This is a genomic window from Pseudomonas sp. Z003-0.4C(8344-21), assembly GCF_900104975.1.
GTDB classification, from domain to species: Bacteria; Pseudomonadota; Gammaproteobacteria; order Pseudomonadales; family Pseudomonadaceae; genus Aquipseudomonas; species Aquipseudomonas granadensis.
In genome coordinates this window covers 131,133-155,943 of sequence record NZ_LT629756.1, presented here as the reverse complement: position 1 = coordinate 155,943, position 24,811 = coordinate 131,133, and the positions used below count along the sequence as shown (strand labels likewise).

The 24,811-nt window shown below is 59.6% G+C and carries 26 protein-coding genes; 11 read left to right on the top strand and 15 right to left on the bottom strand.

The genetic code is table 11. The features are described from left to right. Positions 1-284: 284 nt before the first annotated feature. Positions 285-935 (top strand): hypothetical protein, encoded by a 651-nt coding sequence (locus BLU24_RS00665; RefSeq protein ID WP_093096227.1) that lies wholly within the window; start codon positions 285-287, stop codon positions 933-935. Positions 936-1,064: 129 nt separating this feature from the next. Here the strand turns inward: BLU24_RS00665 and BLU24_RS00660 are convergent, their stop codons facing one another. The 3 genes from BLU24_RS00660 to BLU24_RS00650 all read right to left on the bottom strand — a co-directional run bounded on the left by BLU24_RS00660 (position 1,065) and on the right by BLU24_RS00650 (position 4,701). Then, the gene (locus BLU24_RS00660) at positions 1,065-2,591 is read right to left on the bottom strand and encodes a SulP family inorganic anion transporter (protein WP_093096219.1); all 1,527 of its coding nucleotides are present in this window, start codon (positions 2,589-2,591) and stop codon (positions 1,065-1,067) included. A 90-nt stretch (positions 2,592-2,681) separates the two neighbouring features. Then, the gene (locus BLU24_RS00655) at positions 2,682-3,410 is read right to left on the bottom strand and encodes a carbonic anhydrase (RefSeq protein WP_093096212.1); all 729 of its coding nucleotides are present in this window, start codon (positions 3,408-3,410) and stop codon (positions 2,682-2,684) included. 235 nt (positions 3,411-3,645) lie between these two features. Then, the gene (locus BLU24_RS00650) at positions 3,646-4,701 is read right to left on the bottom strand and encodes a PA0069 family radical SAM protein (RefSeq protein ID WP_093106331.1); all 1,056 of its coding nucleotides are present in this window, start codon (positions 4,699-4,701) and stop codon (positions 3,646-3,648) included. 213 nt (positions 4,702-4,914) lie between these two features. Here BLU24_RS00650 and BLU24_RS00645 point away from each other — a divergent pair, with 213 nt between their 5' ends. Beyond that, complete coding sequence (locus tag BLU24_RS00645) at positions 4,915-5,217, top strand: hypothetical protein (protein WP_090287993.1); 303 nt, start codon at positions 4,915-4,917, stop codon at positions 5,215-5,217. Between the two features lie 64 nt (positions 5,218-5,281). Here the strand turns inward: BLU24_RS00645 and BLU24_RS00640 are convergent, their stop codons facing one another. Genes BLU24_RS00640 through BLU24_RS00630 form a run of 3 tightly spaced genes read right to left on the bottom strand, consistent with a single transcriptional unit; the run spans position 5,282 to position 9,129 of the window. Next, positions 5,282-6,583: a c-type cytochrome gene (locus BLU24_RS00640; protein WP_093096205.1), complete on the bottom strand. Its 1,302-nt coding sequence runs from the start codon at positions 6,581-6,583 to the stop codon at positions 5,282-5,284. A gap of 12 nt (positions 6,584-6,595) precedes the next feature. Then, positions 6,596-8,380, bottom strand: coding sequence for a GMC family oxidoreductase (locus BLU24_RS00635; protein WP_093096201.1), 1,785 nt, complete (start codon positions 8,378-8,380; stop codon positions 6,596-6,598). Between the two features lie 2 nt (positions 8,381-8,382). Continuing rightward, complete coding sequence (locus BLU24_RS00630; protein ID WP_093096198.1) at positions 8,383-9,129, bottom strand: gluconate 2-dehydrogenase subunit 3 family protein; 747 nt, start codon at positions 9,127-9,129, stop codon at positions 8,383-8,385. A gap of 300 nt (positions 9,130-9,429) precedes the next feature. Between BLU24_RS00630 and BLU24_RS00625 the strand changes: the two genes are divergently transcribed. Next, complete coding sequence (locus tag BLU24_RS00625; RefSeq protein WP_093096194.1) at positions 9,430-10,074, top strand: dual specificity protein phosphatase family protein; 645 nt, start codon at positions 9,430-9,432, stop codon at positions 10,072-10,074. Between the two features lie 8 nt (positions 10,075-10,082). Here BLU24_RS00625 and BLU24_RS00620 read toward each other — a convergent pair whose 3' ends face one another. From BLU24_RS00620 to prlC, 3 genes are all read right to left on the bottom strand, one after another. Further along, positions 10,083-12,110, bottom strand: coding sequence for a M3 family metallopeptidase (locus BLU24_RS00620; protein WP_093096188.1), 2,028 nt, complete (start codon positions 12,108-12,110; stop codon positions 10,083-10,085). Between the two features lie 92 nt (positions 12,111-12,202). Next, on the bottom strand, positions 12,203-12,487 hold the full coding sequence (locus BLU24_RS00615; RefSeq protein WP_090288005.1) for a YheV family putative zinc ribbon protein: 285 nt from the start codon (positions 12,485-12,487) through the stop codon (positions 12,203-12,205). Continuing rightward, the gene (prlC, locus tag BLU24_RS00610; RefSeq protein WP_172833230.1) at positions 12,484-14,562 is read right to left on the bottom strand and encodes an oligopeptidase A; all 2,079 of its coding nucleotides are present in this window, start codon (positions 14,560-14,562) and stop codon (positions 12,484-12,486) included. The genes BLU24_RS00615 and prlC overlap by 4 nt, the downstream gene beginning before the upstream one ends. Before the next feature lie 62 nt (positions 14,563-14,624). Here prlC and BLU24_RS00605 point away from each other — a divergent pair, with 62 nt between their 5' ends. Together BLU24_RS00605 and BLU24_RS00600 are read left to right on the top strand one after the other, a co-directional pair. Further along, on the top strand, positions 14,625-15,170 hold the full coding sequence (locus tag BLU24_RS00605; protein ID WP_093096185.1) for a gamma carbonic anhydrase family protein: 546 nt from the start codon (positions 14,625-14,627) through the stop codon (positions 15,168-15,170). Between the two features lie 29 nt (positions 15,171-15,199). Then, the gene (locus tag BLU24_RS00600; RefSeq protein WP_093096179.1) at positions 15,200-15,850 is read left to right on the top strand and encodes an HAD family hydrolase; all 651 of its coding nucleotides are present in this window, start codon (positions 15,200-15,202) and stop codon (positions 15,848-15,850) included. 361 nt (positions 15,851-16,211) lie between these two features. Here the strand turns inward: BLU24_RS00600 and BLU24_RS00595 are convergent, their stop codons facing one another. Continuing rightward, a complete protein-coding gene (locus BLU24_RS00595; RefSeq protein WP_093096175.1) occupies positions 16,212-17,303 on the bottom strand; it encodes an aminopeptidase in 1,092 nt (363 codons plus the stop codon). Between the two features lie 59 nt (positions 17,304-17,362). Between BLU24_RS00595 and BLU24_RS00590 the strand changes: the two genes are divergently transcribed. Beyond that, entirely contained in the window at positions 17,363-17,785 is a 423-nt protein-coding gene (locus BLU24_RS00590) for a PA0061/PA0062 family lipoprotein (RefSeq protein WP_090288013.1), read from the top strand. Between the two features lie 40 nt (positions 17,786-17,825). Continuing rightward, on the top strand, positions 17,826-18,245 hold the full coding sequence (locus BLU24_RS00585; RefSeq protein ID WP_093096171.1) for a PA0061/PA0062 family lipoprotein: 420 nt from the start codon (positions 17,826-17,828) through the stop codon (positions 18,243-18,245). A gap of 4 nt (positions 18,246-18,249) precedes the next feature. Here the strand turns inward: BLU24_RS00585 and BLU24_RS00580 are convergent, their stop codons facing one another. Further along, complete coding sequence (locus tag BLU24_RS00580; protein ID WP_093096164.1) at positions 18,250-18,489, bottom strand: DUF1161 domain-containing protein; 240 nt, start codon at positions 18,487-18,489, stop codon at positions 18,250-18,252. A 248-nt stretch (positions 18,490-18,737) separates the two neighbouring features. Continuing rightward, positions 18,738-19,169 carry an OsmC family protein gene (locus BLU24_RS00575; protein ID WP_090288018.1) on the bottom strand — a complete coding sequence of 144 codons (432 nt, stop codon included), beginning with the start codon at positions 19,167-19,169 and terminating at the stop codon, positions 18,738-18,740. A gap of 240 nt (positions 19,170-19,409) precedes the next feature. Here BLU24_RS00575 and BLU24_RS00570 point away from each other — a divergent pair, with 240 nt between their 5' ends. Continuing rightward, positions 19,410-20,411 carry an LLM class flavin-dependent oxidoreductase gene (locus BLU24_RS00570; protein WP_093096157.1) on the top strand — a complete coding sequence of 334 codons (1,002 nt, stop codon included), beginning with the start codon at positions 19,410-19,412 and terminating at the stop codon, positions 20,409-20,411. A gap of 247 nt (positions 20,412-20,658) precedes the next feature. On the opposite strand, the gene BLU24_RS00565 is transcribed toward BLU24_RS00570, so the two are convergent. Further along, complete coding sequence (locus tag BLU24_RS00565; protein ID WP_093096151.1) at positions 20,659-20,880, bottom strand: DUF1161 domain-containing protein; 222 nt, start codon at positions 20,878-20,880, stop codon at positions 20,659-20,661. 128 nt (positions 20,881-21,008) lie between these two features. Next, positions 21,009-21,224, bottom strand: coding sequence for a dodecin (locus tag BLU24_RS00560; RefSeq protein ID WP_090288024.1), 216 nt, complete (start codon positions 21,222-21,224; stop codon positions 21,009-21,011). Between the two features lie 165 nt (positions 21,225-21,389). Here BLU24_RS00560 and BLU24_RS00555 point away from each other — a divergent pair, with 165 nt between their 5' ends. After that, positions 21,390-21,716 (top strand): DUF883 family protein, encoded by a 327-nt coding sequence (locus BLU24_RS00555; RefSeq protein ID WP_039757078.1) that lies wholly within the window; start codon positions 21,390-21,392, stop codon positions 21,714-21,716. Here the strand turns inward: BLU24_RS00555 and BLU24_RS00550 are convergent. Beyond that, positions 21,689-22,606: a LysR family transcriptional regulator gene (locus BLU24_RS00550; RefSeq protein ID WP_093096146.1), complete on the bottom strand. Its 918-nt coding sequence runs from the start codon at positions 22,604-22,606 to the stop codon at positions 21,689-21,691. The genes BLU24_RS00555 and BLU24_RS00550 overlap by 28 nt on opposite strands. Before the next feature lie 114 nt (positions 22,607-22,720). On the opposite strand from BLU24_RS00550, the gene trpB reads away from it, so the two are divergent. Beyond that, positions 22,721-23,953 carry a tryptophan synthase subunit beta gene (gene trpB, locus BLU24_RS00545; protein WP_093096139.1) on the top strand — a complete coding sequence of 411 codons (1,233 nt, stop codon included), beginning with the start codon at positions 22,721-22,723 and terminating at the stop codon, positions 23,951-23,953. Further along, on the top strand, positions 23,953-24,762 hold the full coding sequence (gene trpA / locus BLU24_RS00540; RefSeq protein WP_093096132.1) for a tryptophan synthase subunit alpha: 810 nt from the start codon (positions 23,953-23,955) through the stop codon (positions 24,760-24,762). Before trpB ends, trpA begins: the two co-directional genes overlap by 1 nt. Positions 24,763-24,811 lie beyond the last annotated feature (49 nt).

The following is a 24,811-nucleotide window of genomic DNA, read 5'->3' as shown; positions in this document are numbered from 1 at the left end:
GCCGGGCCTTGCTGCGGGTGCAGTCGGGCGTCATCAGCTAACTCCATTCATTGGCGAGTATAGACAGCGTCGGGAAATTGCAACCCGAGCACGTAAATCATCTGAAACAGCCTGCGCTTGCGTTCAAGGGCACGAATGGAGAAGGATGCAGACGAGTGGTGGCGAATGGATATAACGCAGCTGCATCAAGGATGAAATAATTATGACAAATGCGTCTTAGCGTTTTTCGTAAGCCAGCTAAGTTATGTCTTCCCTATTTCATTGCCTTGTTTCCTGGAGTTTTCATGAACACCGCCGCATTGCGCGAGCAGATCCAAAAAGCCCAACAACACGAAAAGGATACCGGCCTGCTGACCCGTCAGCTGGAAAGCAAGCTGCCTCACCTGCACCCGGCGATCCAGTTGCCGGAAGCCGACGCCAACGGCGTGCTGACGCGTTTTGTCGCCGCCTACATCGATGAAGTACCCGATCTGCTGGATGCAGCCAATGAAGTCGCCAGGGAAGCGGGAATCGAATCGCAGATCAAACCGGTGCTGAAAATCGCCGAGCAGTATTTCCTCCAGCCGCCGGCCATCATGGCCGGGCATGTCGGCCTGGACAGCCTGCTCGACGAAGCCTATCTGGCGCACCGTTTTGTCGAAGAGGTCAACGACCTGTACATCAAGCATTTCGGCCAGCCATTGATCCCCCTGGACATGACGGTGGCCAATCTGATTGCTCACCAATTGATCGGTGAGGCATTTGCCAACCAACTGGACGAAGCGGTGCACCACGCCATCGACGAGATGCTCAACGACGAGAGTTTTGCCCTGGAGTCGGTAGAAGCCTACCGCGACAAACTCAGCAGCCCGGACACAGGCGCTGCGTGGAAACGCTGGCCGTGCATGAGCCGGCGGTTGGGTGTGGGGCTGGAGCTGGATCAGCCGGCTGCCTGAGTCAAACACGATCCTAATGTAGGAGTGAGCCTGCTCGCGATGTGGATAGAACATTCAACATCTTTGTTGATTGATCCGCCGCCATCGCGAGCAGGCTCACTCCTGCAGGGGTTGAGTTCAACCCGGAGTTTAACCGGCTGCACCAATCCCGGTATTGGTCCGAACCCTGCCTTCAAGCCTGCGCTTCAATCCTCGCGACTCGATCAACAGCTTCGACCCTTTTGCCGCATTCGCCCGGCCCCATTCCTCGAGCAGTTCCAGACACGAGTGGTCGATATAACTCAGGTTATTCAGCGGCACATGAACGGTCGTGCCGTGGGGAATGGTGTTCAGCACCTGGGTCAGCGCCGGCACTTTGAGGAACGTCGCCGCGCCGATCAGGCGCAACTCCATCTCGCCGTCCTGTGGCAGATCGATCAGGCTGATTTTCAGGCGCGAGGCCTTGAATGCCAGCTTCAACAACGTCAGGCCGAAACCGATCAGCACGCCGGTCAACAAGTCGGTAAAGATGATCGCCAGCGCCGTCGCGGCGTAGGTGAACATCGGCATCCTTCCGTAGCGACCCAAGCGGCGAAATGCCTTGAGATCGACCAGTTTGAACCCGGTGTACACCAGCACGCCGGCCAGACTGGCTACCGGAATGCTCTGCAGCACACTCGAGAGCAACAGCACGAACGCCAGCAGCCACAGTCCATGGAAAATCGTCGAGTAGCGCGTGGTCGCACCGGCCTGAACGTTGGCCGAACTGCGCACGATTACGCCGGTCATCGGTAACGCACCGACCAGCCCGCAGAGCATGTTGCCGACACCTTGCGCCGACAGTTCACGGTCGAAATCCGAGCGCACGCCGCTGTGCATTCGGTCCACCGCGGCGGCGGACAACAGGGTTTCGGCGCTGGCGATGAACGCCACGGCGAACGCAGCAATCAGCAGCGTCGGGTCGGCGAGGCTCATCAGGTCGGCGGGCTTGAGCCAATCGATGGCTTCGGCCAGATTCGCCGGCACTTCCACACGCTTGACCTGCAAGGCCAGCAGCAGACTCACGGCCGTCGCCAGGCCTACACCCAGCAGCGCACCGGGAACGAAACGCAGCGAATGCGGGCGGAATTTTTCCCACAGCCACATCACCGCAATCGTCGCGAGCCCGAGCACCCCGGCCTGCCAGCCAAACGACGGCAGGGCTTGCGCCACCGCCGCCGGGAATGCCGTGAGGTTATCCAGCCCTGACGGTTGCGGCTTGGCATCGAGCATCACGTGCACCTGCGACAGCACAATCAGCACGCCAATTCCCGCCAGCATGCCGTAGACCACCGCTGGCGCCGTGACCCGGAACCAGCAACCGAGCTTCAGGCGCCCGGCGACCAGTTGCAGAAAACCGGCCAGCAACAGAATCGGCCCGAGCATCTCGATGCCGTGCTGGCGCACCAGTTCGAAGACCAACACCGCCAGCCCCGCCGCCGGCCCGCTGACCTGCAACGGCGACCCCGCCAACCAACCGACTACCAGGCCACCGATGATTCCGGTGATCAGACCTTTGGCCGGCGGTAACCCTGAGGCAATCGCAATACCCATGCACAGCGGCAGGGCGACCAGAAACACAACCACGGAAGCGAGCAGCTCCCGAGGCAACACCGCTTTCAATTGAGCCGCACGCATGGCGATTCTCCCGAAGTTTTCTTCAGGCATGGCGAGGCCGGGCCGCTGAATCAGCGGCCGGCGTCAAACCACACAGATGTTTAGGAAGAGTTAGAAGCGCGCTTTGGGCGTCGCGACCGGTATCGGATGGCTGCCATCAAGCGGCAGGAAACGACCCTGATCTGCGTCGTAAGCTTTGATTTCGCTGGTTTCGATGTTGTAGACCCAGCCATGGATGAACAGATGACCGTTCGCCATGCGCGAGGCTACCGAAGGATGGGTACGCAAGTGCTGCAGCTGGGCGATGACGTTTTCCTCGGTGAGGATCGGCATGCTTTCTTTTTCGTCGGTGCAGTTGCAGTTGTCATGCACCATGGTTTTCGCCACTTCGGCGTGGCGCAGCCAGGCTTTGACCGTCGGCATTTTTTCCAGGCTGTCCGGGTTGAGTACCGCACGCATGGCACCGCAATCGGAATGGCCGCAGATGATGATGTGCTGCACGCCAAGCGCCAGCACCGCATATTCGATCGCGGTGGAAACGCCGCCGTTCATCTGCCCGTAGGGTGGCACGACGTTGCCGACGTTACGGGTCACGAACAGATCGCCAGGCGAACTCTGGGTGATCAGCTCGGGTACGATGCGCGAGTCAGCGCAGGTGATGAACATCGCTTTGGGCGCCTGGGCCGTAGCGAGTTTCTTGAACAGTTCTTCCTGCTGGGGAAAAACGTCATGATGAAAGCGTAAAAAGCCATCAACGATCTGTCGCAGTGCTGCATCGGCGGATTCCGCTTCAGGGCTTTGCGCCGAGGCAGCCAACGACTGTTTATCCTTGTCACTCATGATTCATCCTCTTTGGCGGATTCAGGGGGTCTTCCCCCGGTATTCCGGTATGAAGCCAGTGGCTGTTTAAACCATCCGGGTCATCCCGACCCGTCAGTCACTCGATGAACAAGGTAGCTGCCGAAACTTAACTCAAACTGAATCAAACGCTCTAGAACGTGTGTTCCAGGTCACAAAAACGTGACCGGGAATTTCGGCAGAAGGATTCCAACCCACAACCCTGAGTCAATTGTCGCTAAATCAGCGACATCTGGCGACCCGGCGGACAGAAGGCTGTGCAATTGAGGTCGTAACCTTCGCGATGATTCAAGCCAAGGCGTTTGATGGCCTTGGCAAAACGCTGCGCGAGCAGCTCGGCAAAAATGCCTTCGCCACGCATGCGCGCACCGAAACGGCTGTCGTAGAGCTCGCCGCCGCGGCTCTGGCGGATCAGGCTCAGGACGTGGGCGGCGCGTTGCGGATAATGTGCGGCCAGCCATTCCTCGAACAGTGGCGCCACTTCCAGCGGCAGGCGCAGCATCATGTACGCCGCGCTTTGCGCGCCGGCAGCGTGGGCTTCGCTGAGCAGGCTTTCGATTTCGCTGTCATTGATCATCGGAATCATCGGCGAACAGAGCACGCCGACCGGAATCCCGGCCTCGCGCATCACCCGGATCGCGCGCAAACGTGCCTTCGGCGCGGCGGCACGGGGTTCAAGAATGCGTTTGAGTTCGTCATCCAGGGTGGTCAGGCTGATCATCACTTTCACCAGCCGTTGTTGCGCCAGTTCGGTGAGCAGATCCAGATCACGCAGGATCAGCGAACCTTTGGTGACGATGGTCACTGGATGCCGATAGCGCAGCAGCACTTCGAGGGTCTGCCGGGTAATTTTGTATTCGCGTTCGATCGGCTGATACGGATCGGTGTTGGAGCCCAGATTGATCGGCGCGCATTGATAGCCTTTCTTGCTCAATTGCTCTTCCAGCACTTGCGCGGCGTTGGTCTTGGCAATCAGCCGGGTTTCGAAATCCAGCCCCGGCGACATGTCCCAATAGGCATGGCTGGGCCGCGCGTAGCAATAAATGCAGCCGTGCTCGCAGCCGCGATAGGGATTGATCGAACGGTCGAAGGGCAGGTCTGGCGAAGCGTTGCGGGTGATGATGGTTTTTGCGGTTTCGATCAGCACCTCGGTGTTCTGCGTTTCAGGCACTTCCTGATACCAGCCGTCATCCTCGGCCACCGAACGGTTAGGCGCGAAGCGGTTGTGCGGGTTGGTTGCGGTGCCGCGACCGCGAGGCGGTGGAGTGATCATGATGCTGCTCTCGGTCTGTATGGACATACAGTAGCCGAGTGAGGGGTGTCTGATCCAGTACCGTTCAGCGATGAGTCCACTGCCCTTTCTTGATCCGCAAACAAGAGACAACCGGCGATACACATACTGGGTTGTTGTGCAAAGTTACCGCAGATAATCTTCAGCACTTAAGTGGACCCAAGATGGGTTACAAAAACAAAAAGGATTTAGTTCATGTCGTTTCTTAATCAACGTGGCGTTTTCATGCAAATGATGTTGCCCAATGCCTCCGAGCCCAACACCATTGTTTCCCTGCAACTGGCACGCAAGGAATTGGGCTGGGACGCCGAGCAGGAGCAGCCCACCGAGGCCTTGGTCGACTCGAGTTACGTGGTCGCAGTGTCTGCTGATCGTGGCAAGACCTTCACTATTCGCAGCAACAAAAATGATGTAGACGGCGACGGTGATATCGATAGCGATGACAAGGAAAAGTTGATTGCGCTGGCCAAGGCGTATGTGAGTATCGTCAATCCGTAAGTTGGATTTACGCTCACCGCTTTAAATAAAAACCCTGCATGAAAAGCTCATGCAGGGTTTTGTTTTATTGATGCTCGGTCACTTGACCAAGATCATTCGGCGACATGGTTTCCATGTCATTGCTGCGCAGGTTGGCGACGTCTTTGGCGCTCACCGGTGTGCCCTTGTTGCCCCAACTGCCACGAATGAAACTCACCACATCCGCGACTTCCTGATCCGACAGGCGCCAGGCGAAGCCGGGCATGGTAAAGGTCGATGGCGCAGTGTGCGTGGCCGGCAGCGTGCCGCCCTTGAGGACGATGTGGATCAACGAAGTCGGATCGTCCGTCTGCAACACCGGATTGCCCGCCAGCGCCGGGAACACGCGGGTGTAGCCGTGCCCGTCGGTGCGGTGGCACGCCGCGCAGTTGTCGATGTACACCGAAGCGCCACGCTGACTGTCGTCACCGTTCCACAGCGCTTTGGCGGCTTTTTCATCGTACTGATGTGGCTGATCCGAAGGGTCGCTGGCCGGCAGCGACTTCAGATAACGGGCGATGGCGGTCAGGTCGGCGTCGGTCATGTACTGCATGCTGTGCGTGACCACGTCGCTCATGCCGCCGAACACCGCGCTGCGATCACTGCGGCCGGTCTTGAGGAATTGCACCAGTTGCTCCTCGCTCCAGCTGCCGAGGCCGTCCTTGTGGTCGCCGCGCAGGCTCTTGGCGATCCAGCCTTCCAGCGGCGCACTGCCGGCGAGAAAGGTTTTGCCATCCGATGCGCTGAGGGATTTTTCCTGCATGGTCAGGGCGCGCGGCGTGTGGCAGGCGCCGCAGTGGCCGAGGCCTTCAACCAGATAAGCGCCGCGGTTGATTACCGCATCCTCACCCGTAGCCGTGAAGTCCTCGACCTTGGGCGCAAACAGCCAGCGCCAGCCCATCAGCGGCCAGCGCATGCTCAGCGGCCACGGGATGTCGCTGGCCTTGTTCTCCTGCGCGACCGGAGCCACGCCATGCATGAAATACGCGTACAGCGCTTGCATGTCGGCTTGGTTGACCCGGGCGTAGGATGGATACGGCATCGCCGGGTACAACGTGCTGCCGTTTTTGGCCACGCCATGACGCACGGCCTGGTCAAAGTCCTCGAAGCTGTAATCACCGATACCGGATTTGTCCGGGGTGATGTTGGTCGAGTAGATCGTGCCGATCGGCGTTTCCATCGGCAGGCCGCCGGCGAACTGCTTGCCGTTTTTCGCGGTGTGGCAAGCCACGCAATCACCGGCGCGGGCGAGGTATTCGCCTTGCTTGATCAGATTCTGATCTACTTCCGCTGCCTGAAGGGAGGCACTGCCGAGCAGCGCCAGGGTGGCGATAACGAGATTTTTCATGGTCATCGCTCCTTATGCCTGAACCAGCGGGCCGGGGTTTTTCAGGTACTGCTCACGGATCGCTTTTGCCGACCAGTACGTCAGTGCCGCGACCAGCCCGGTCGGGTTGTAGCCCAGGCCTTGCGGGAACGCCGAGGCGCCAGGCACGAAGACGTTGTGCACGTCCCAGCTCTGCAGGTAGCGGTTCAACGCGCTGGTCTTCGGATCGGTGCCCATGATCGCGCCACCGTTGAGGTGGGTGGTCTGATAGGACGCGGTGTTGAAGTGGTCGCCGACCTGTTTGCCGATCACAGCAATCGCTTTTGGCCCCATCGCTTGGGCGACCTTGCCCATTTTTTCGACCATGAAGCGGTTCATCTTGATGTCGTTTTCCTGCCAGTCGAAGGTCATCCGCAGCAGCGGCAGGCCGTAGGCATCGCGATACACCGGATCAAGATCGAGGTAGTTGCCGCGGTACGACTGATGCGCACCATGGGCGTCCATCGACACCTGATGGGTGTAGTAATCGGCGGTCGCACGTTTCCACGCGCTGCCCCACGCCGGAGTGCCGGGCGGGTTCGAGGTGCCGGCAATCGGGCGGCTGCCGGCCTGGTTGACCCACATCGGCGAGCCGCCGACGAAGCCGTGCGGGCCGTGGTCGAAGTTGTCGGCGTTGAAGTCATCCAGCGCCACGCCGTTGCCGCCGGCGCCGATGAAGTTGTTGGTGTGAGTATCCTTATCGAAGAACGCCTTGATGGTCGCCATGTTCTGGTAGGCGAAGTTGCGCCCGACCACGCCTTCGCCGCTGATCGGATCGTACGGTTTGCCAATGCCCGAGAGCAGCATCAGACGCACGTTGTGCAACTGGAACGCGCCGAGAATCACCAGATCCGCCGGTTGCTCGATCTCGCGGCCCTGGCCGTCGACGTAGGTCACGCCGGTGGCTTTGCTCTTGCTGCTGTCGAGGTTGACCCGCAGCACATGGGAGTTGGGCCGCAGTTCGAAATTCGGCAGCGGCTTGAGCGCCGGCAGAATGTTCACGTTCGGCGACGCCTTGGAATACATGTAGCAGACATAACCGCTGCAGAAACCGCAAAAATTGCACGGGCCCATCTGCGCGCCGTAGGGATTGGTGTACGGCCCCGACGTATTGGCTGAGGGCAGGTTGTAGGGTTTGTAACCGACCTCCGTCGCGGCTTTGCCGAACAGCTGAGCCGAAACCGTATTCTTCTGCGCTTCGAGCGGGAACGGGTTGGAGCGGTCCGGGGCGTAAGGGTTGCCGCCCTTGCCCTGACCGATCAGCTGGCCTTTGACGGTCCAGGCCTGGCCGGAGGTGCCGAAGACTTTTTCGGCGAAATCGAAGAACGGCTCCAGCTCTTCATAGCTGACGCCGAAGTCCTGAATGGTCATGTCCTTGGGGATGAAGCTTTTGCCGTAGCGCTCTTCGTAATGGCTGCGCATGCGCAACTCGATCGGATCGACACGGAAGTGCACGCCCGACCAATGCAAACCGGCACCGCCGACGCCATTGCCCGGCAGGAACGCGCCCAACTGGCGGTTCGGCAGGGCGATGTCGTTGACGCTATGCCGAATGGTCACGGTCTCTTTGGAGATGTCCTGAAAGAGTTTCTTGCGCACGCTGTAGGTGAGTTCGTCGATCACCTGCGGATAGTTGCCGTCGGGGTAGGTGTCCTGCATCGGCCCGCGCTCCAGCGCCAGCACGTTGAGACCCGCTTCGGTCAGTTCCTTGGCCATGATCGCGCCGGTCCAGCCGAAACCGACGATCACGGCGTCGACCTTTTTCATTACCGTTGCCATGCTTACGCCCTCTCGCCGCGAATCGACACTGCCGGGAAGGGGTACTGCTCGTTGCGTTCTACCCAATCCATGAAATCGGCGCGGGCGCCGGGGAAACCGATCATGGTCCAGCCGACCATGCCTTTATTGCCACCGTGAATCGGGTCGCAGAAGAAGCCTTCCTTGGTGTTTTGCAGCAGCAGATTGAAGAAAATCTTCGCCGGAACCGCGTCGAACTGTGGTTTGCCGGCTTCAAGCTGCTTGAGCAAATCGTCTCGGGTAGCGCTGTCTTGCTCGGCAAATGTTTTACCGTTGAGGGCTTTTGCCCACTGATCAGTGGCGGCGATGCCCAGACGATAGATGTCCTTGGGCACCAGTTTGCTCTGCCAACCCATCTCCGGCGCGGCGTCGGCATTGAACGGGCCTTGCATGTACCACAGGGCACCGGCGGCGTACGGCGTGTTCATCTGACGATCGATGTATTCCGGCACGCCGGCTTCGAGCGCGCCCGGGCCTTGGGCATCGTTGGGGATCAATTGCGCGACGGCGGCATTGATGAACGCCCATTCCTCAGCGGTGAAATAGCTGGGCTGGTACTCGCCGGCCTTGGCACGAACTGGCTGGGTGGCAGGTTTGGCGGGCGCGGTTTCAGGCGCGGCGTTCAGCACGCTGCTGCCCAGACCGCTGCCGGCCAGGGTGACGACTGGGATCAGGGTCAGGGATTTGCGCAAAAACTCACGCCGCGGGTTGTCTCGATTTTCATCAGACATGGGGTACACCTCATCAGGCATTAGCATTGAGCCGATTCTGCGAAAGGCTTGGGATTTTGCGTCGCAACGACAGCGCCCTGGCCTGAAAAAGGCAGGGGTGCCTGCAACATCGTGTGACAAATGGTAGCAGGCTAAGCATCAGCATGAACCGGCTCGATGGAAAAAAGCCGCGACCGCCATGAAATTTTTGTCATCAATGGCCATTCACAATTCTTTAACAAGCGGCTCACAGGGCTTTGACCGCACGACCGCGAAGCTGCGCCGTCTCTCACTGAAACCTCCGAAACGGTCAATTCCAGCATGTCTCGAGTGCGTGTGTTTCCTGTTCTTTGCTCGGTGCTTGTCGCCCTGTTGCAGCTGACGTCCGCTCAGGCGGAGTCGCTATCGATGGCCCGTCCGGCTGAATGGGCGCAGCCGGTGGAGGTGCAATACAACCTGTTCCAGATGTCGCCGACCTTGTATCGCAGCGCTTTGCCCGACGGTGGTGCGCTGCCGCTTCTGAAAAATCTGAAGATCATCACGGTGATCAATTTTCTCCCGGACGATGATCGCAGCTGGCTAGCGGATCCTGCCATTGAGCAGGTGCGATTGCCCTACCGCACCAATCATGTCGACGACAGTGACGTGCTCAAGGCTTTGCGTGCGATCCAGGCGGCCGAAGCCAACGGCCCGGTGCTGATGCATTGCAAGCACGGTTCTGATCGCACCGGGCTGATGGCGGCCATGTATCGGGTCGTGGTGCAGGGGTGGAGCAAAGAGGACGCACTGAGCGAAATGACTCAGGGCGGTTTCGGCGACAGCACCCACTTCAAGGACGGCATTCGCTACATGATGCAGGCGGATGTAGACAAGTTGCGCACTGCGCTGGCCAACGGTGATTGCAGCACCAGTGCCTTCGCCACCTGCTCGATGAAAAGCTGGTTCAAATCGGCCCACGTCGAGTAGCCCGCGGTTCAATCCGGCTGTGCTGGAAAAAGTTCGGCAGGTATTGGATAACCGAGGAACGTCTCCATTGCGTCTGGCAGCGAAACCGAATCGCCAGAGAAGAATGCCTCGCGCAGATCCCGACCGGTCTGTGGGTTGAACACGCCTTCGCGTTCGACGCGCTTGAACGCTTCGGAGGCCAGCACACCTGACCATTTGTAGGCGTACACCGAGGCTTCGTAACCGGTCACCACGTAATCGAAACTGTTTGCAAACCGGCAATAGGTCGGCAGGTTCAGTTGCGGTATCTGCTGCAGCACCGCGTCGAAGCACTGTTGCACGTTGCGGCCATTGGCCTCGCTGCGGTGCAATTCAAGATCGAGCAATGACTCAAGCAACAGCATCGCGGTATCGCGGCTGGTGTGCGCCGCGATGGCGGTCAGCGCCGAGCTGATCCGCTCACGGCTCAACGGCACACGGTTCTGGTAATGCGCGGACAGCCACTCAAGAAGCTCACCCGACAGGCTCAACTGCTCGAACAGCTGCCCGGCGAATTCACCCGAGTCACGGCCCATTTGCGAGATTCCCGAAAGGTTAAAGTGAGGCGAGCGGGTCAGCACATGCTGCAGGCAATGCCCGAACTCATGAAACAGCACGCGCAAGTCCTTGTGCGACAGCAGGCCCTGATGCCCGCCGCTGATGGGCGGGAAATTGCAATGGAGGACAGCGATCGGCAGAGCCGGTCGACCTTCGGCATTGATACGGTGGTCGCGCACGGTGTGGGTCATGGCATAGTCGGGTGCGTCCGGGCGATGAAAGAGGTCCAGGTAGATAAAGCCGATGACTTGATCGTACTCGCTGATCTCCAACAGCCGCACCGCCTCGTGCCAATGGCTCAGGTCCTTGCGCTCGGTCAGTTTGACGCCGAATAGATGTTCGATGAACAGGCAGAAACGGCGCAGCGTTTCGTCGAGTTCAAAGTGCTGGCGAAGGCCTTTGAGTGCGCTCGCCGAATGTTGCTGGCGCCATTGTTCAGCGAAATAGTCAAAATCCCAGGCCTGCAGATCATCGACCCCCCGGGTCGCAGCAAATGCCTGCAAGTCCTGTGTGTCCCGCTCCAGCGCCGCGCGGTTGCGTGCGATCTGCTGCTTTAGAAACGCTTCGACCTGAGCCGGCGAGGCCGCCATCTGTTGCGAAAGGCGCAGATGGGCAAAGCTTTCGAAGCCTAGCAATCGAGCTTGTTCATGGCGCAGCGCGAGCAGTTTCTGCAAGACCGGGCCGTTATCGAACCGGTCGGCATGCGGCCCCTGATCCGAGGCCCGGGTGTTGAACGCGACGAAGTACGCTTCCCGCAAACTGCGGTCGCTCGCGTTTTTCATCAGGTATTCATATGTGTTGCGATCCAGCGTCAGCAGCCAGCCGGTTTTTCCGGCCTGACGCGCGTTGAGCAGCAACTGATCCGTGAAGTCGGCAGACAGCCCATCCAGCGTGGCAAACTCGTCGATCTGTCGGGTCCAGGCCGCGTTACTGCGCTCCAGATTGATCAGAAACAATTGCTGTTGAAAGTCGATGTCGACGGTGATCGCAGCCAGTCGCTCACGTTGTTCGGCGGGCAATTCGATGCCTGTCAGACGGAAGCCGGACAGGGTCATGGCCAGCGATGCCTTGCGAAACGCATCGAAGCTGGCGGCGATCGGGCTCCGCTCCAGACCTTGATAGGTGCGGTAAAGCGCCAGATTGGCAAATTTCAGCGAGCGATAGCGCTTCGCGATCAGGCTGCACTGCGCGCTTGGCACCAGCCAGTCGGCATCAGTGCCTTTGACCGTGTCGAGCACTTCTACGATGGCGATGGCTTCGGCGATCCGTGCGTCGGCTTCGTCGATGGCGATCACCAGATCATCCCAGTTCGGGTGGATGGTCTGCGTGGCAATCACCTCGGCGATGATCCGTTGGTTGTCAGCGACGATGGCCTCGAAGGCGGGCACCAGGTGTTCGGCTTGCAGCTCGGACCAGGCCGGCAGTTGCCAGCGTTGCAGCAGGGGGTTGGCAGGGGGCATCGCGTCTTCCTTGACCGTAGGCTGAAAAACCCAGCATACGGACAAGGCGCGAAGTTCAGGCGGTAAAGGAATACCACCTGGAAGTGGCGATTTTACTCGTCAGTCTTTTTCTTCAGTTTTGGATTAGGGAAAAACTGCACTGCCTGGACTTTCTTGTCCGCTGGCGGCTTGAGCGCACTGGTGTTGACTCGCGTGCCCAGTTCCTTGGGCACCGACAGCCCTTGCTCATTCAGCGTGTCCGAATAACCGCAGGCCACGCATTCGCGGTGCGGCACGCCGTCTTCGTTCCACATCATCAGTTTGTCTGGCTCGCTGCACGCCGGGCAAACCGCCCCGGCGATAAAGCGCTTTTTGGTAATCACAGGCCCCTCACTCATGCTGCCGCGTCCTCACTCAGGCCGCTGTGGCGCAACAGCGCGTCGATCGACGGCTCACGGCCACGGAAGTCGACGAACAGCACCATCGGTGCCTGCGAACCGCCACGGGCCAGAATCGCCTCGCGGAAAGCGCGACCGGTTTGCGCGTTGAGCACACCGTCTTCTTCGAATTTGGAGAAAGCATCCGCCGAAAGCACTTCAGCCCACTTGTAGCTGTAGTAACCGGCGGCATAACCGCCAGCGAAGATGTGCGCAAAGCTGTTGGGGAAGCGGTTATACACCGGAGGGCGCATTACCGACACCTCGTCGCGCACGCCTTCAAGTACCTGCGCCACGCTGCGACCGTCACCGTGGGTGGCGTGCAGTTCGAAGTCGAACAGCGAGAACTCCAGCTGACGGACCATCATCAGGCCGGACTGGAAGTTTTTCGCCGCGAGCATTTTTTCCAGCAGATCCTGCGGCAGCGGCTCGCCGGTTTCGTAGTGACCGGAAATCAGCGCCAGGCCTTCCGGCTCCCAGCACCAGTTTTCCATGAACTGGCTCGGCAGCTCGACCGCATCCCACGCCACGCCGTTGATGCCCGATACGCCAGCATGATCGACGCGGGTCAGCAGGTGGTGCAAGCCATGGCCGAACTCGTGGAACAGCGTGGTCACTTCATCGTGGGTCAGCAGCGCTGGCTTGCCGCTGTCGGCCGGGGTGAAGTTGCACACCAGGTTGGCCACCGGGCTTTGCAGTACACCGTCGACGGTGCGTCGGCGGTCGCGGGCGCCGTCCATCCACGCACCGCCACGCTTGTTGGCGCGGGCATACAGGTCGAAGAAGAAGCGCCCGACGTGCTCGCCGTTTTCCTTGATTTCGAACAGGCGCACGTCCGGGTGCCAAGTGTCGAAGCCTTTCAGCTCGGCGATTTCGATGCCGTACAGACGCTGAACAATGGCGAACAGGCCGCTCAGCACTTTGTCGATCGGGAAGAAGGCGCGCAGGGTTTCCTGGGCGACGCTGTAACGCTGTTCGCGCAGTTTTTCGCCGTAGAAACCGCTGTCCCAGCTTTGCAGATCGGCGCAGCCTTGTTCGGCGGCGTAGGCCCGCAACTGTTGCAGATCCTGCTCGGCAAACGGCTTGCTGCGCTTGGCCAGATCACGCAGGAAGCTCAGCACCTGATCGCTGGATTCGGCCATCTTGGTCGCCAGACTCAGTTCGGCGAAGCTGGCAAAGCCCAATAGCTTGGCCAGTTCCTGGCGCAGGTCGAGGATCTGTTCCATCACCGGGCCGTTGTCGTTCTGGCCGGCGTTCGGGCCTTGATCCGAGGCGCGGGTGCAGTAGGCGGCGTAGACTTCTTCACGCAACGCACGGTCCTGCGCGTAGGTCATCACCGCGTAATAGCTCGGGAATTCGAGGGTGATCAGCCAGCCGTCGAGGCCTTTGGCTTGCGCGGCGGCCGCCATTTGCGCCTTGGCCGAATCGGTCAGGCCGGCGAGGGCGGCTTCGTCGGTGACATGCTTGGTCCAGGCCTGAGTGGCATCGAGCAGTTGATTGGAGAAACGGCTGCCCAGCTCGGACAGTTTGCTCTGCACTTCGGCGTAACGCTTCTGTTCGGCCTCCGGCAGGTCGATACCCGACAGACGGAAGTCACGCAGCGCCTGTTCGAGAATAGTCTTTTGCGCGACGTCAAAACCGGCGGCTTCCGGGCTGTTGGCCAGCGCTTCATAAGCCTGGAACAACTCGCGGTTCTGGCCCATTTCGGTGGAGTAGGCGCTCAAGGCCGGCAAGCACGACTCGTAGGCTTCACGCAGTTCGGCGCTGTTGCAAACGGCATTGAGGTGGCTGACCGGGCTCCAGGCCGCGCCGAGACGATCATTGAGTTCGTCCATCGCCAATACCAGACCGGCCCACGTCGGGTGCTGGCCCTGGCTCTTGAGAATTTCGGCAATGGCCGCGCGGTTATCGGCCAGAATGGTTTCGATGGCCGGCAGGACGTGTTCGGCACGGATCGTGGAGAACGGTGGCAGGTCATAGGACTGCAGCAGGGGGTTGTTCACGCTCACGGTTGGCACCTTGGCTGGAAGAAACATGCGCCCATCTTAATTACAATCGCCACTCACCGCAGCTATCGGCGACAGAGAGAGAACTAATCGTGGCCCTTCGCAAGTACCAGCAACACACCCCGCAGTTAGGCAAAGGCGCGTTTGTCGACGGATCCGCGGTGGTAATCGGCGACGTCGAAATCGGCGAAGACAGCTCCGTCTGGCCGCTGACCGTGATCCGCGGCGACATGCACCGCATCCGCATCGGCGCGCGCACCAGCGTGCAGGACGGCTGCGTGCTGCACATCACCCACGCCGGCCCGTTCAACCCCGATGGCTTCCCGTTGCTGATTGGCGACGATGTGACCATCGCTCATAAAGTCATGCTGCACGGCTGCACCGTCGGCAGCCGCGTGTTGATCGGCATGGGCAGCATTGTCATGGACGGCGCCGTGGTCGAGGACGATGTGATCATTGGCGCCGGCAGCCTGGTGCCGCCGGGCAAGCGCCTGCAAAGCGGCTTCCTGTACGTCGGCAGCCCGGTGAAACAGGTGCGCGCCCTTACCGACAAGGAAAACGCCTTCTTCACCTACAGCGCTGCCAATTATGTGAAGCTCAAGGATCTGCATCTGGCCGAAGGCTACGACACACTCTGAAGCGAAATCGCGACTGCCCAGGATTATCCATGCATTACCAGACCATATTGTTCGACCTTGATGGCACCCTGACCGACCCGCGTGAGGGCATCACCCGTTCCATTCAGTTCGCCCTCGGCAAACTCGGCATCGAAGAGCCGGATCTGACCAGACTCGAACACTTCATCGGTCCGCCGCTGTTGCAGGCGTTCATGCAGTTCTACGCATTCGACGAGGCCAAGGCGTGGCAGGCGGTGAATTTCTACCGCGAGCGCTTCAAAGTCACCGGCCTGTATGAAAACCGGGTGTTCGATGGCGTCACGCCGTTGCTGCAAACCTTGAGCGGTCAGGGGCGTCAGCTGTTTATCGCTACGTCGAAACCATGGGAATTCGCCCGCGAGATTGCTCGGCATTTTGATTTCGCGCGGCACTTCAAGGTGATTTACGGCAGCGAACTGGACGGCACGCGGACCAACAAGGTCGAGTTGATCGCACATTTGCTGCAGGAGGAAGGGCTGGACCCGGCTGATACGCTGATGATCGGCGACCGCAAGCACGACTTGATCGGCGCGCGCAGTAATGGCCTGGATGCGGCGGCGGTGGGGTATGGATTTGGCAGCTTTGAAGAGTTGAATGCCGAAGCGCCGGCTTATCACTTCGAGACGTTGGATGCGTTGCATCAGGCGTTTCTGCTGCGCTGATCAGATTGCTATCGCCAGCAGGCTGGCTCCCACAGGGGATTTGCGTCGTATACAAACCAAGGTGGGAGCCAGCCTGCTGGCGATGAGGCCTGTTCAGCCACTCAAAGACTGAGACTCGGCCAATGCTTTGAGCGCCACCTTGCGCTCAGCCACCGGCAGCCTCTCACAGGAATTTGCGTCGTATACAAGACCAATGTGGGAGCCAGCCTGCTGGCGATGAGGCCCGTTCAGCCACTCAAAGACTGTGACTCGGCCAATGCTTTGAGCGCCGCCTTGCGCTCATCAACCGGCAGCCTCTCACAGGAACTTGCGTCGTATACAAGACCAATGTGGGAGCCAGCCTGCTGGCGATGAGGCCCGTTCAGCCACTCAAAGACTGTGACTCGGCCAATGCTTTGAGCGCGACCTTGCGCTCATCAACCTGCAACTTCCCCAGCTTCTCAACCTCGGTATAAAACCTCAGCCAATCCCCGCCAACTTGCCTGAATAACTGCGCAAACGCCGGCACCCATTGGTCATACAGCCCAAACGGCAACAATCGCGCATTGTTCAGCGGCGCGTTCACCCAGGCGTCATAACGCTTGTCCCCGGCCCATTCGCTGTCACGCAGCGCCCGATAATCGCGCCGAAAGCGCTCGAACTCCGCCGCTTTGCGCTCGCGCATCTGCTCGGCGGGCAATGGTTGTGCGTATAAGGTTTCCAGGCGTGAGCGAGTGTCGAGAACCAGGTTGATGAACTGGTCACGCTGTTTGAGCCGTGAGGCGTTATCGGCCGGCAACCCGCGAAACGCGCGCCATTGTCGGGTGCCCTCCTGCTCGACGAATGTGGCAAAGGACTCATTGAACTCGGTGTCGTCCGGCACATAACAGCGCTGATGCGCCAGCTCATGGAAGATCAGTGTCGCCAGACGCTCTTCGCCCCAGCCCATCATCGTGTTGATAATCGGGTCGTTGAACCAGCCGAGGGTCGAATAGGCCTCGACGCCGCCAATTGACACGTCCATACGGTTCAAACGCTGGATCGCGGCTTCGCCCCGCGCCGCGCTCTGGCTGTAATAGCCGCGGTAGGCCACGCACCCGGCAATCGGGAAGCAATGATTTTGCGGGGTCAGGGAAAATTCGGCAGTGGCGAACACATTCCACACCACGTACGGCCGACCGATGTCGGCGTATAACCGGTAACTCTGGTTGTCCGGGAGGTGCAGATGCTCGCTGGCGAAGGTGCGAGCCTTTTGCGATTGCGCCAGGTGAGCGCGCAACGTCGCGTCTCGGCCTGGATCGTTGATCACTTTTTGTACCGGTTCGCGCGCGTGCAGTAGTTGCAACTGCCCACTGGCCAACTGACTGTAATAGCTGACGCTGGCACAACCGTTGAGCAACAAAAACAACACACCCGGAAACAAAATCGTAAAAACGCGATCAAGTAACCCAAGGCTTGGAAACGGCCTGATCACAATAAGAAATCCCTCGGAGAGTCTGCCCGCAAGACTATCCCGCCTTCAGGAGCACCGCTATGCGCAAGTTGATGCTGACAGGGGGCCTGCTGACGCTGGCCGGTTGTGCCGGATTCGGAATGCCCGACCCTGACCCCTCGCAAGCCTGGATCGATCTGGACGCCCGGCAACAGGACACGGCGCTGCAAGCGCTGCAGGTCGATACGCAAGCGGCCGTCGACAAGCGCTACTTCGAAGTACAGCCCGGCAGCCATGAGCTCAAGGTGCGTTATCAGTTCCCGGTCGAGGCTACCAATATCGGCCCTGGTGCTGAACCGCTCTGGCGCGATTGCCGGTTGAGCGTCAAATTCAAGGATTTCAACGCCGGCCAGCGTTATCAATTGCAGGCCGGCAGTATCGGCTTCCGGCCGTGGGCCAAACTCTATGACGAGCAGCGCAAAATGGTCGGCCAGGCCACGCCAGCGGGCTGCCAGAGCAGCTGATCGGCGCTATGCTGAATGTTCCGATCCGTGGACATTCATCATGCGCCAAGTGCTGTTGTTGCTCGCTGTCAGTCTGCTCGCCGGGTGCCAGACGCCGCTGCCCCCGGTTGATCCGCAAATGGCTTGGGTCGAGTTCTCGACGCCGAGCCCCGGCGGCAAGTTATTGATGGCCGAGCGTCTGGACAACCAACGCCTGAACGACGGGCGTTTCTTTCAGGTCACCCCCGGCAGCCATGAACTGCGCGTGCGCTTCGATTTCGAAGTATTCGGTGGCGGCGGCAGCCTGCTGACCGGCCCGGTCGAGCGCTTGTGCTATCTGACCATTCGTTACGAGCATTTCGAGGCGGGCCAGCGTTATCTACTGGAGGGGCGCTCGCTGGCCTTTACGCCAAGTGCGCGGTTATACAACGCGAAACGCGAAATCGTTGCCGAAGATCGCGAGTTCAACTGCATCATCTAGCGCTTCAGCTGTCGTTTTTCTGGTAGATGATTCTCTTCTGACCGTTCTCGCAAGAACCGACGATCATGGCTGAATCGTGCTGTTTCGCCTCCTCCTTGGTGATGATTTCCAAGGTGTACGACGGAATTGCCTTCGCCTGAATCTTGATTTCGATTTCCTTTCTGAGTTCTTCGCAGTTCTTGGGGGCTGCGATAGCGGAGGTGGCCAGTGCACTGCAAAGGATCGCCAAGCCAATACGTTTCATCGATGAAGCTCCTTGAGGCAGCGCGCACGGGCGTGCGCTGAAGCTGCTGGCAGTTATTCGACCACATTTCCACGGAGCGGGTTCTGACTTTGCTCACACCTTGTGCCAAGAGCCTGAGGTCCTGGTGATGCTGAGGTTGCTATCGCGAGCAGGCTCACTCCTACAAGGGATCACATTTATTCAGCAGGAATGCGATCAACTGTAGGAGTGAGCCTGCTCGCGATGGCGTCAGACCAGCCAATGCTGAATTAGCTGATCAGCGAAGCCTCAAGGGTAATTTTCGCATTCAGCACCTTGGACACCGGGCACCCTTCCTTGGCCTTGTTGCTCAATTCCTCAAACTGTTGCTGGGTCGCCCCGGGAATCTTCGCCTTGAGAATCAACTTTATAGCGGTGATCGCAAACCCGCCGTCGACCTGATCCAGCGTGACTTCAGCGTTGGTATCGATACTGTCGGCCTTCAGGCCCGCATCGCCCAGAATCATCGAAAACGCCATGGAGAAGCAGCCGGCATGCGCGGCGCCGATCAGTTCTTCCGGGTTGGTGCCCTTGCCGCCCTCGAAGCGCGCCTTGAAACCATAAGGCGCTTCCCGGAGTACGCCGGTTTCGGTAGAGATCGAGCCCAGACCGGTTTTCAGATCACCTTCCCAATGCGCCGATGCCTTTTTCACGATAGCCATGTCTGCCTCCTCAAATAGGGCGCGGAACGCCGCGCCGTCGTGGTTTTCACTAGCAAGGCTTCTGAGGATAGACGGCGGAACAAAGTTCAGCCTGGCTGAATCGTTGACTTTTTTAGTAGGAAATTTCGACGCCTCTATTGAAACTCGGGTATATGCCCTCATTGCATGAAACACGCTTATGGATCTGGCAGGTTTTCGTTCGCTAGAAAAACCTGCCTCCCCACTCGGAGATGCAGGTTTATGAAACAACTGTCCGACGTAAAATTTTCCACCCTTGATCTTGTACCGGTGCGCGAAAACGGCAGCCCGGCGCAATCGCTGCGCAATTCGCTGGACCTGGCGCAGCATGTCGAGAAACTCGGCTACACGCGCTTCTGGGTGGCTGAACACCACAACATGGATGGCATTGCCAGTTCGGCGACGTCGGTGCTGCTCGGTTATCTGGCCGGCGGAACGTCTAGCATTCGTGTCGGTTCCGGCGGTGTCATGCTGCCCAACCATGCACCGCTGGTGATTGCCGAGCAGTTCGGCACGCTGGAGAGTCTGTATCCGGGGCGCATCGATCTTGGCCTGGGCCGCGCGCCCGGCTCCGATCAGATGACCGCACGCGCGTTGCGCCGTGAACGTTCTGGCAGTGCCGATGACTTCCCCGAAGACGTCGCCGAACTGGTGCGTTACCTCGGCCCGCGTACTCCGGAACAACGAGTGATCGCAATGCCGGGCACCGGCACCAACGTGCCGATCTGGCTGCTCGGCTCCAGTCTGTTCAGCGCGCAACTGGCCGGTGAGCGCGGTTTGCCTTACGCCTTCGCCTCGCATTTCGCGCCGCGCTTCATGCACGAGGCGATCCGCGTCTATCGCAATCACTTCAAGCCGTCGGCGGTGCTCGACAAGCCGTACGTGATGCTCGGCGTGCCACTGGTTGCGGCAGACACCGACGAGCAGGCGGATTATCTGGCCACATCGGTGTATCAGCGCATTCTCGCGCTGATGCGTGGGCAGAGCCTGGTGCAGCGTCCGCCGGTGAAAAGCATGGATGGCCTGTGGTTGCCCCATGAGCGCGAAGCAGTGGGCGATTTCCTGGGCCTGGCGATGGTTGGTGGCCCAGAGAAGATCCGCGCCAAGCTGCAGGTGCTGATTGAGCAGACCCAGGCGGATGAGCTGATTTTCACCTGCGACTTGTATGAGCATGCCGATCGCCTGCATTCCTACGAATTGCTGGCGCAGGTCATGAAAGGCTGAAAAACGCCCTCACCCTAACCCTCTCCCGGAGGGAGAGGGGACTGACCGGGGTGAATGTTCGAGATACGCCGAGCTGAGATATCCAGTCGAACTCAGGATTTGCACAGCCCGCAATCTGCTCCCTTTCCCCCTCGCCCCTTGGGGGAGAGGGCTGGGGTGAGGGGGCGGTCTCAGTCGTTATCAAATGCTGAATACCGGACACAAAAAAGCCGACGCATCCACGTCGGCTTTTGCATTTCAGGCGCGATCAACCGCGCTTGTAGACGATTTCCTTGGTCCCGCCTTCGCAGGTGCCGACGACTTGGCCGCCATCGGCGCCCTTATCGACAACTTCCAGCGAATACCCGGAAACGCCCTTGGCGTCGAGCTTCGCCGCGATTTCGCTTTTCAGCTCTTCACATGGCTTGCCGGCTGCGAACGCACCACCCGCAAGGCTCAACAAACCTACTGCCAACATGAACTTCTTCATCGGTCGCACTCCCTGGTCGGATTGAAAGAGGCGGGCACCGAGCCGTTCGCTCGATGCGACCACCCTGTAGCGCATTGCCATTCCTATGGCACTCGGCCAGCGCGCAAGTTCAGAAGACTAGACCAAACTCAGCTGCTGGCAATCTTGAAACCGACCTTGAGTGTTACTTGAAAATGCGCGACCTGGCCGTTTTCGATGTGGCCGCGGGTTTCGGTGACTTCGAACCACTCCAGATTACGCAGGGTTTTGTTGGCTTCTGCCAGCGCGTTGTTGATGGCATCTTCGATGCTGGTAGTGGACGAACCGACCAGTTCGACTTTCTTGTAGGTGTGGTGGTCACTCATAACGAACTCCTTGGGATGGAAGGCGTGTGGAATTGAGATTAGCAGCGATTCGCTCTGTTGATTTCGGTGGCGCTGCGCTGCCGAAGTTCAGAATTTCTGCACTTTCTCGAAGCACTGAAGTCCCAACCAACACACGCCACTCATCACCAATGCAGGAGAGCCACCATGGCCAACACCTCGTTACGCAAAGCCTCGTTGCAAAGCATGGAAGCGGAAATCGAGAGTCTGCTCAAATCGTTGGAAAGCCTTAAAGACGATGCTTCGGACGAGTCGCGCAAGACCCTCAAGGCGTTGAAAAGCAATGCTGAAAGTGCGCTGAAACACTCGCGTCACCTGCTCAGCGATGCTTACGAAGAAGTCAAAGTGAAAACCCGCGAAACCGGCATTGCCACTCGCGATTACGCCCAGGAACACCCATGGACCACGGCCGGCGTTGCAGTCGGTGCCATCGGCCTGCTTGCCGCTTATTTTCTGTTCAAGCGCGGCGAGTGATCGGTCTGGCGCAGTTCGTTTTTCAACCACTGCGCCAGTTGCCGAGCGCGTCCGTCAGCGGCGCGCTTGGGTAGCCACAACGCCAGTTGCGCCGGGGTTTCGCAAAAGCCCCAGGGCGCAACCAGGCGACCGGCCTTCAAGTCCTCTGTCACCAGCGGCTCCGGCGCGATTGCCACGCCAAGCCCCGCCACCGCAGCCTCCAGCAGATAATACAAATGCTCGAAACCTTGCCCGAGCTTCAGCGCTTTGGTGTCGAGGTCGTTCTGCTGCGCCCAGCTTGGCCACGCTTGTGGACGCGAGGTGGTATGCAGCAAGGGTTGGTCGAGCAGCGCTTGAGCGGGCGCGGCCTGCAAGGCTTGATAACCGACAAACAGCGGGCTCATCACCGGCCCGATGCGCTCGGCGGCCAGTTCGTAGACCTGCATGTCGGCCGGCCACGGTGGCTCGGCGAACACCAGTAACGCGTCCAGCCCCGGACGGCGCGGATCGAGGTCGCCCTCACCGGCAGACAAATGCAGACGCAAATCCGGCAGATCGGCGTTCAATCGTCCCAAGCGTGGAATGAACCAGCGCGCCAGCAAGCTCCCCGAGCAACCCAGCACAAACGGCGCATCGACGCTGCTTTGGCTCAGTTCCGCACACACGCTGCGCAAACGATCGAACGCCTCGCCACTGGCATCACGCAGCCGCACGCCGGCATCTGTGAGTTTCAAGCCGCGCCCATCCTTGACGAACAGACTCACGCCCAGGTGTTCTTCAAGCACTTTCAGTTGCCGGCTGACCGCACCGTGAGTCACGTGCAACTGTTCGGCGGCTTGGCTGACGCTGTTCAATCGGGCAGTCGCTTCGAATGCGCGCAAGGCATTCAGGGGAGGAAGATCCTGGCTCATGGTATCTGTGAGTTTTCCTGACAGGTTGCGGCGATCTTATCGGTTTTCAGCGTAGAAGGTCAGGGGTAGAGTGGTGGTCATTGTCTTTTGACCCGAATTCACCTGGAGCACACCATGACCCAGACTTCGCACACTTCCAACCTGCGCAACGGCCCGGACGATAACGGCCTGTTCGGTGCGTTCGGTGGCCGCTATGTCGCCGAAACCCTGATGCCGCTGATCCTCGATCTGGCGCGCGAATACGAAGCGGCCAAGGAAGATCCTGCGTTCAAAGAGCAATTGGCCTACTTCCAGCGTGACTATGTCGGACGTCCGAGCCCGCTGTATTACGCCGAACGCCTGACCGAGTTCTGCGGCGGCGCCAAGATCTACCTCAAGCGCGAAGAGCTGAACCATACCGGCGCGCACAAGATCAACAACTGCATCGGCCAGATCCTGCTGGCGCGGCGCATGGGCAAAAAACGCATCATCGCCGAAACCGGCGCTGGCATGCACGGCGTGGCAACCGCCACTGTTGCTGCACGTTTCGGTCTGGATTGCGTGATCTACATGGGCACCACTGACATCGAACGTCAGCAGGCCAACGTGTTCCGCATGAAACTGCTCGGCGCTGAAGTGATTCCGGTGGTTGCCGGCACCGGCACGCTGAAAGATGCGATGAACGAAGCCTTGCGTGACTGGGTGACCAACGTCGACAGCACTTTCTACCTGATCGGCACCGTGGCCGGCCCGCACCCGTATCCGGCGATGGTTCGGGATTTCCAGGCGGTGATCGGTAAGGAAACCCGCGATCAATTGCAGGCCCAGGAAGGTCGTCTTCCGGACAGCCTTGTGGCGTGCATTGGTGGTGGCTCCAACGCCATGGGCCTGTTCCACCCGTTCCTCGACGACAAAAGCGTCGAGATCATCGGCGTTGAAGCCGCAGGTTACGGCATTGAGACCGGCAAGCACGCGGCGAGCCTCAATGGCGGCGTTCCGGGTGTATTGCATGGCAACCGGACCTTCCTGCTGCAGGACGACGATGGCCAGATCATCGACGCGCACTCGATTTCCGCCGGCCTCGACTACCCAGGCATCGGCCCGGAACACGCCTGGTTGCATGACATTGGCCGCGTCCAGTACACCTCGGTCACCGACGACGAAGCCCTTGAGGCGTTCCATAAGTGCTGCCGTCTGGAAGGGATCATTCCTGCGCTGGAAAGCGCACACGCTCTGGCTGAAGTATTCAAACGCGCACCGAAACTGCCAAAGGATCACCTGATGGTGGTCAACCTGTCGGGTCGCGGCGACAAGGACATGCAGACCGTCATGCACCACATGGAAACTTCCAAGCAGGAGAAACACTGATGAGCCGCCTGCAAACCCGTTTTGCCGCCCTCAAGGAACAGAATCGCGCCGCGCTGGTGACCTTCGTCACGGCCGGTGATCCTGATTACGACACTTCGCTGGCGATCCTCAAAGGCTTGCCCGGCGCGGGGGCCGATGTGATCGAGCTGGGCATGCCGTTCACTGACCCGATGGCCGATGGACCGGCGATTCAGCTGGCCAACATTCGTGCCTTGGGCGCCCAGCAGAATCTGGCGAAAACCCTGCAAATGGTTCGTGAATTTCGCGAAGGCAACAGCGACACGCCGCTGGTGCTGATGGGCTATTTCAACCCGATCCACAAGTTTGGCGTCGAGCGCTTCATTGCCGAAGCCAAAGATGCCGGTGTCGACGGCCTGATCGTGGTCGACATGCCGCCTGAGCACAACGCTGAACTGTGCGACCCGGCTCAGGCCGCCGGTCTGGACTTCATTCGTCTGACCACGCCGACCACCGACGATGCGCGTCTGCCGAAGGTCCTCAATGGCAGTTCCGGTTTTGTCTATTACGTGTCGGTCGCGGGTGTGACCGGTGCTGGCGCGGCGACGCTGGAGCACGTCGAGGAAGCTGTGGTCCGTCTGCGTCGCCACACCGACTTGCCGATCAGCATCGGTTTCGGTATCCGTACGCCGGAGCAGGCAGCGGCGATCGCGCGGCTGGCCGATGGTGTGGTGGTGGGGTCGGCGCTGATTGATCACATCGCCAGTGCCGATACGCCTGCGCAGGCTGTCGACGGTGTGTTGAGCCTGTGCGCTGCGCTGTCCGAAGGTGTGCGCAAGGCTCGTGTCTGACGCGCAAGATCAGCGCAAGCGATGACTTTATAAAAAAGGCTTCAGAACA

Bases quoted from the DNA above. Each gene is read 5' to 3' on its own strand.
- BLU24_RS00665 (WP_093096227.1), top strand. From the start codon at position 285: ATGAACACCGCCGCATTGCGCGAGCAGATCCAAAAAGCCCAACAACAC.
- BLU24_RS00660 (WP_093096219.1), bottom strand. From the start codon at position 2,591: ATGCGTGCGGCTCAATTGAAAGCGGTGTTGCCTCGGGAGCTGCTCGCT.
- BLU24_RS00655 (WP_093096212.1), bottom strand. From the start codon at position 3,410: ATGAGTGACAAGGATAAACAGTCGTTGGCTGCCTCGGCGCAAAGCCCT.
- BLU24_RS00650 (WP_093106331.1), bottom strand. From the start codon at position 4,701: ATGATCACTCCACCGCCTCGCGGTCGCGGCACCGCAACCAACCCGCAC.
- BLU24_RS00645 (WP_090287993.1), top strand. From the start codon at position 4,915: ATGTCGTTTCTTAATCAACGTGGCGTTTTCATGCAAATGATGTTGCCC.
- BLU24_RS00640 (WP_093096205.1), bottom strand. From the start codon at position 6,583: ATGAAAAATCTCGTTATCGCCACCCTGGCGCTGCTCGGCAGTGCCTCC.
- BLU24_RS00635 (WP_093096201.1), bottom strand. From the start codon at position 8,380: ATGGCAACGGTAATGAAAAAGGTCGACGCCGTGATCGTCGGTTTCGGC.
- BLU24_RS00630 (WP_093096198.1), bottom strand. From the start codon at position 9,129: ATGTCTGATGAAAATCGAGACAACCCGCGGCGTGAGTTTTTGCGCAAA.
- BLU24_RS00625 (WP_093096194.1), top strand. From the start codon at position 9,430: ATGTCTCGAGTGCGTGTGTTTCCTGTTCTTTGCTCGGTGCTTGTCGCC.
- BLU24_RS00620 (WP_093096188.1), bottom strand. From the start codon at position 12,110: ATGCCCCCTGCCAACCCCCTGCTGCAACGCTGGCAACTGCCGGCCTGG.
- BLU24_RS00615 (WP_090288005.1), bottom strand. From the start codon at position 12,487: ATGAGTGAGGGGCCTGTGATTACCAAAAAGCGCTTTATCGCCGGGGCG.
- prlC (WP_172833230.1), bottom strand. From the start codon at position 14,562: ATGTTTCTTCCAGCCAAGGTGCCAACCGTGAGCGTGAACAACCCCCTG.
- BLU24_RS00600 (WP_093096179.1), top strand. From the start codon at position 15,200: ATGCATTACCAGACCATATTGTTCGACCTTGATGGCACCCTGACCGAC.
- BLU24_RS00590 (WP_090288013.1), top strand. From the start codon at position 17,363: ATGCGCAAGTTGATGCTGACAGGGGGCCTGCTGACGCTGGCCGGTTGT.
- BLU24_RS00585 (WP_093096171.1), top strand. From the start codon at position 17,826: ATGCGCCAAGTGCTGTTGTTGCTCGCTGTCAGTCTGCTCGCCGGGTGC.
- BLU24_RS00580 (WP_093096164.1), bottom strand. From the start codon at position 18,489: ATGAAACGTATTGGCTTGGCGATCCTTTGCAGTGCACTGGCCACCTCC.
- BLU24_RS00575 (WP_090288018.1), bottom strand. From the start codon at position 19,169: ATGGCTATCGTGAAAAAGGCATCGGCGCATTGGGAAGGTGATCTGAAA.
- BLU24_RS00570 (WP_093096157.1), top strand. From the start codon at position 19,410: ATGAAACAACTGTCCGACGTAAAATTTTCCACCCTTGATCTTGTACCG.
- BLU24_RS00565 (WP_093096151.1), bottom strand. From the start codon at position 20,880: ATGAAGAAGTTCATGTTGGCAGTAGGTTTGTTGAGCCTTGCGGGTGGT.
- BLU24_RS00560 (WP_090288024.1), bottom strand. From the start codon at position 21,224: ATGAGTGACCACCACACCTACAAGAAAGTCGAACTGGTCGGTTCGTCC.
- BLU24_RS00555 (WP_039757078.1), top strand. From the start codon at position 21,390: ATGGCCAACACCTCGTTACGCAAAGCCTCGTTGCAAAGCATGGAAGCG.
- BLU24_RS00550 (WP_093096146.1), bottom strand. From the start codon at position 22,606: ATGAGCCAGGATCTTCCTCCCCTGAATGCCTTGCGCGCATTCGAAGCG.
- trpB (WP_093096139.1), top strand. From the start codon at position 22,721: ATGACCCAGACTTCGCACACTTCCAACCTGCGCAACGGCCCGGACGAT.
- trpA (WP_093096132.1), top strand. From the start codon at position 23,953: ATGAGCCGCCTGCAAACCCGTTTTGCCGCCCTCAAGGAACAGAATCGC.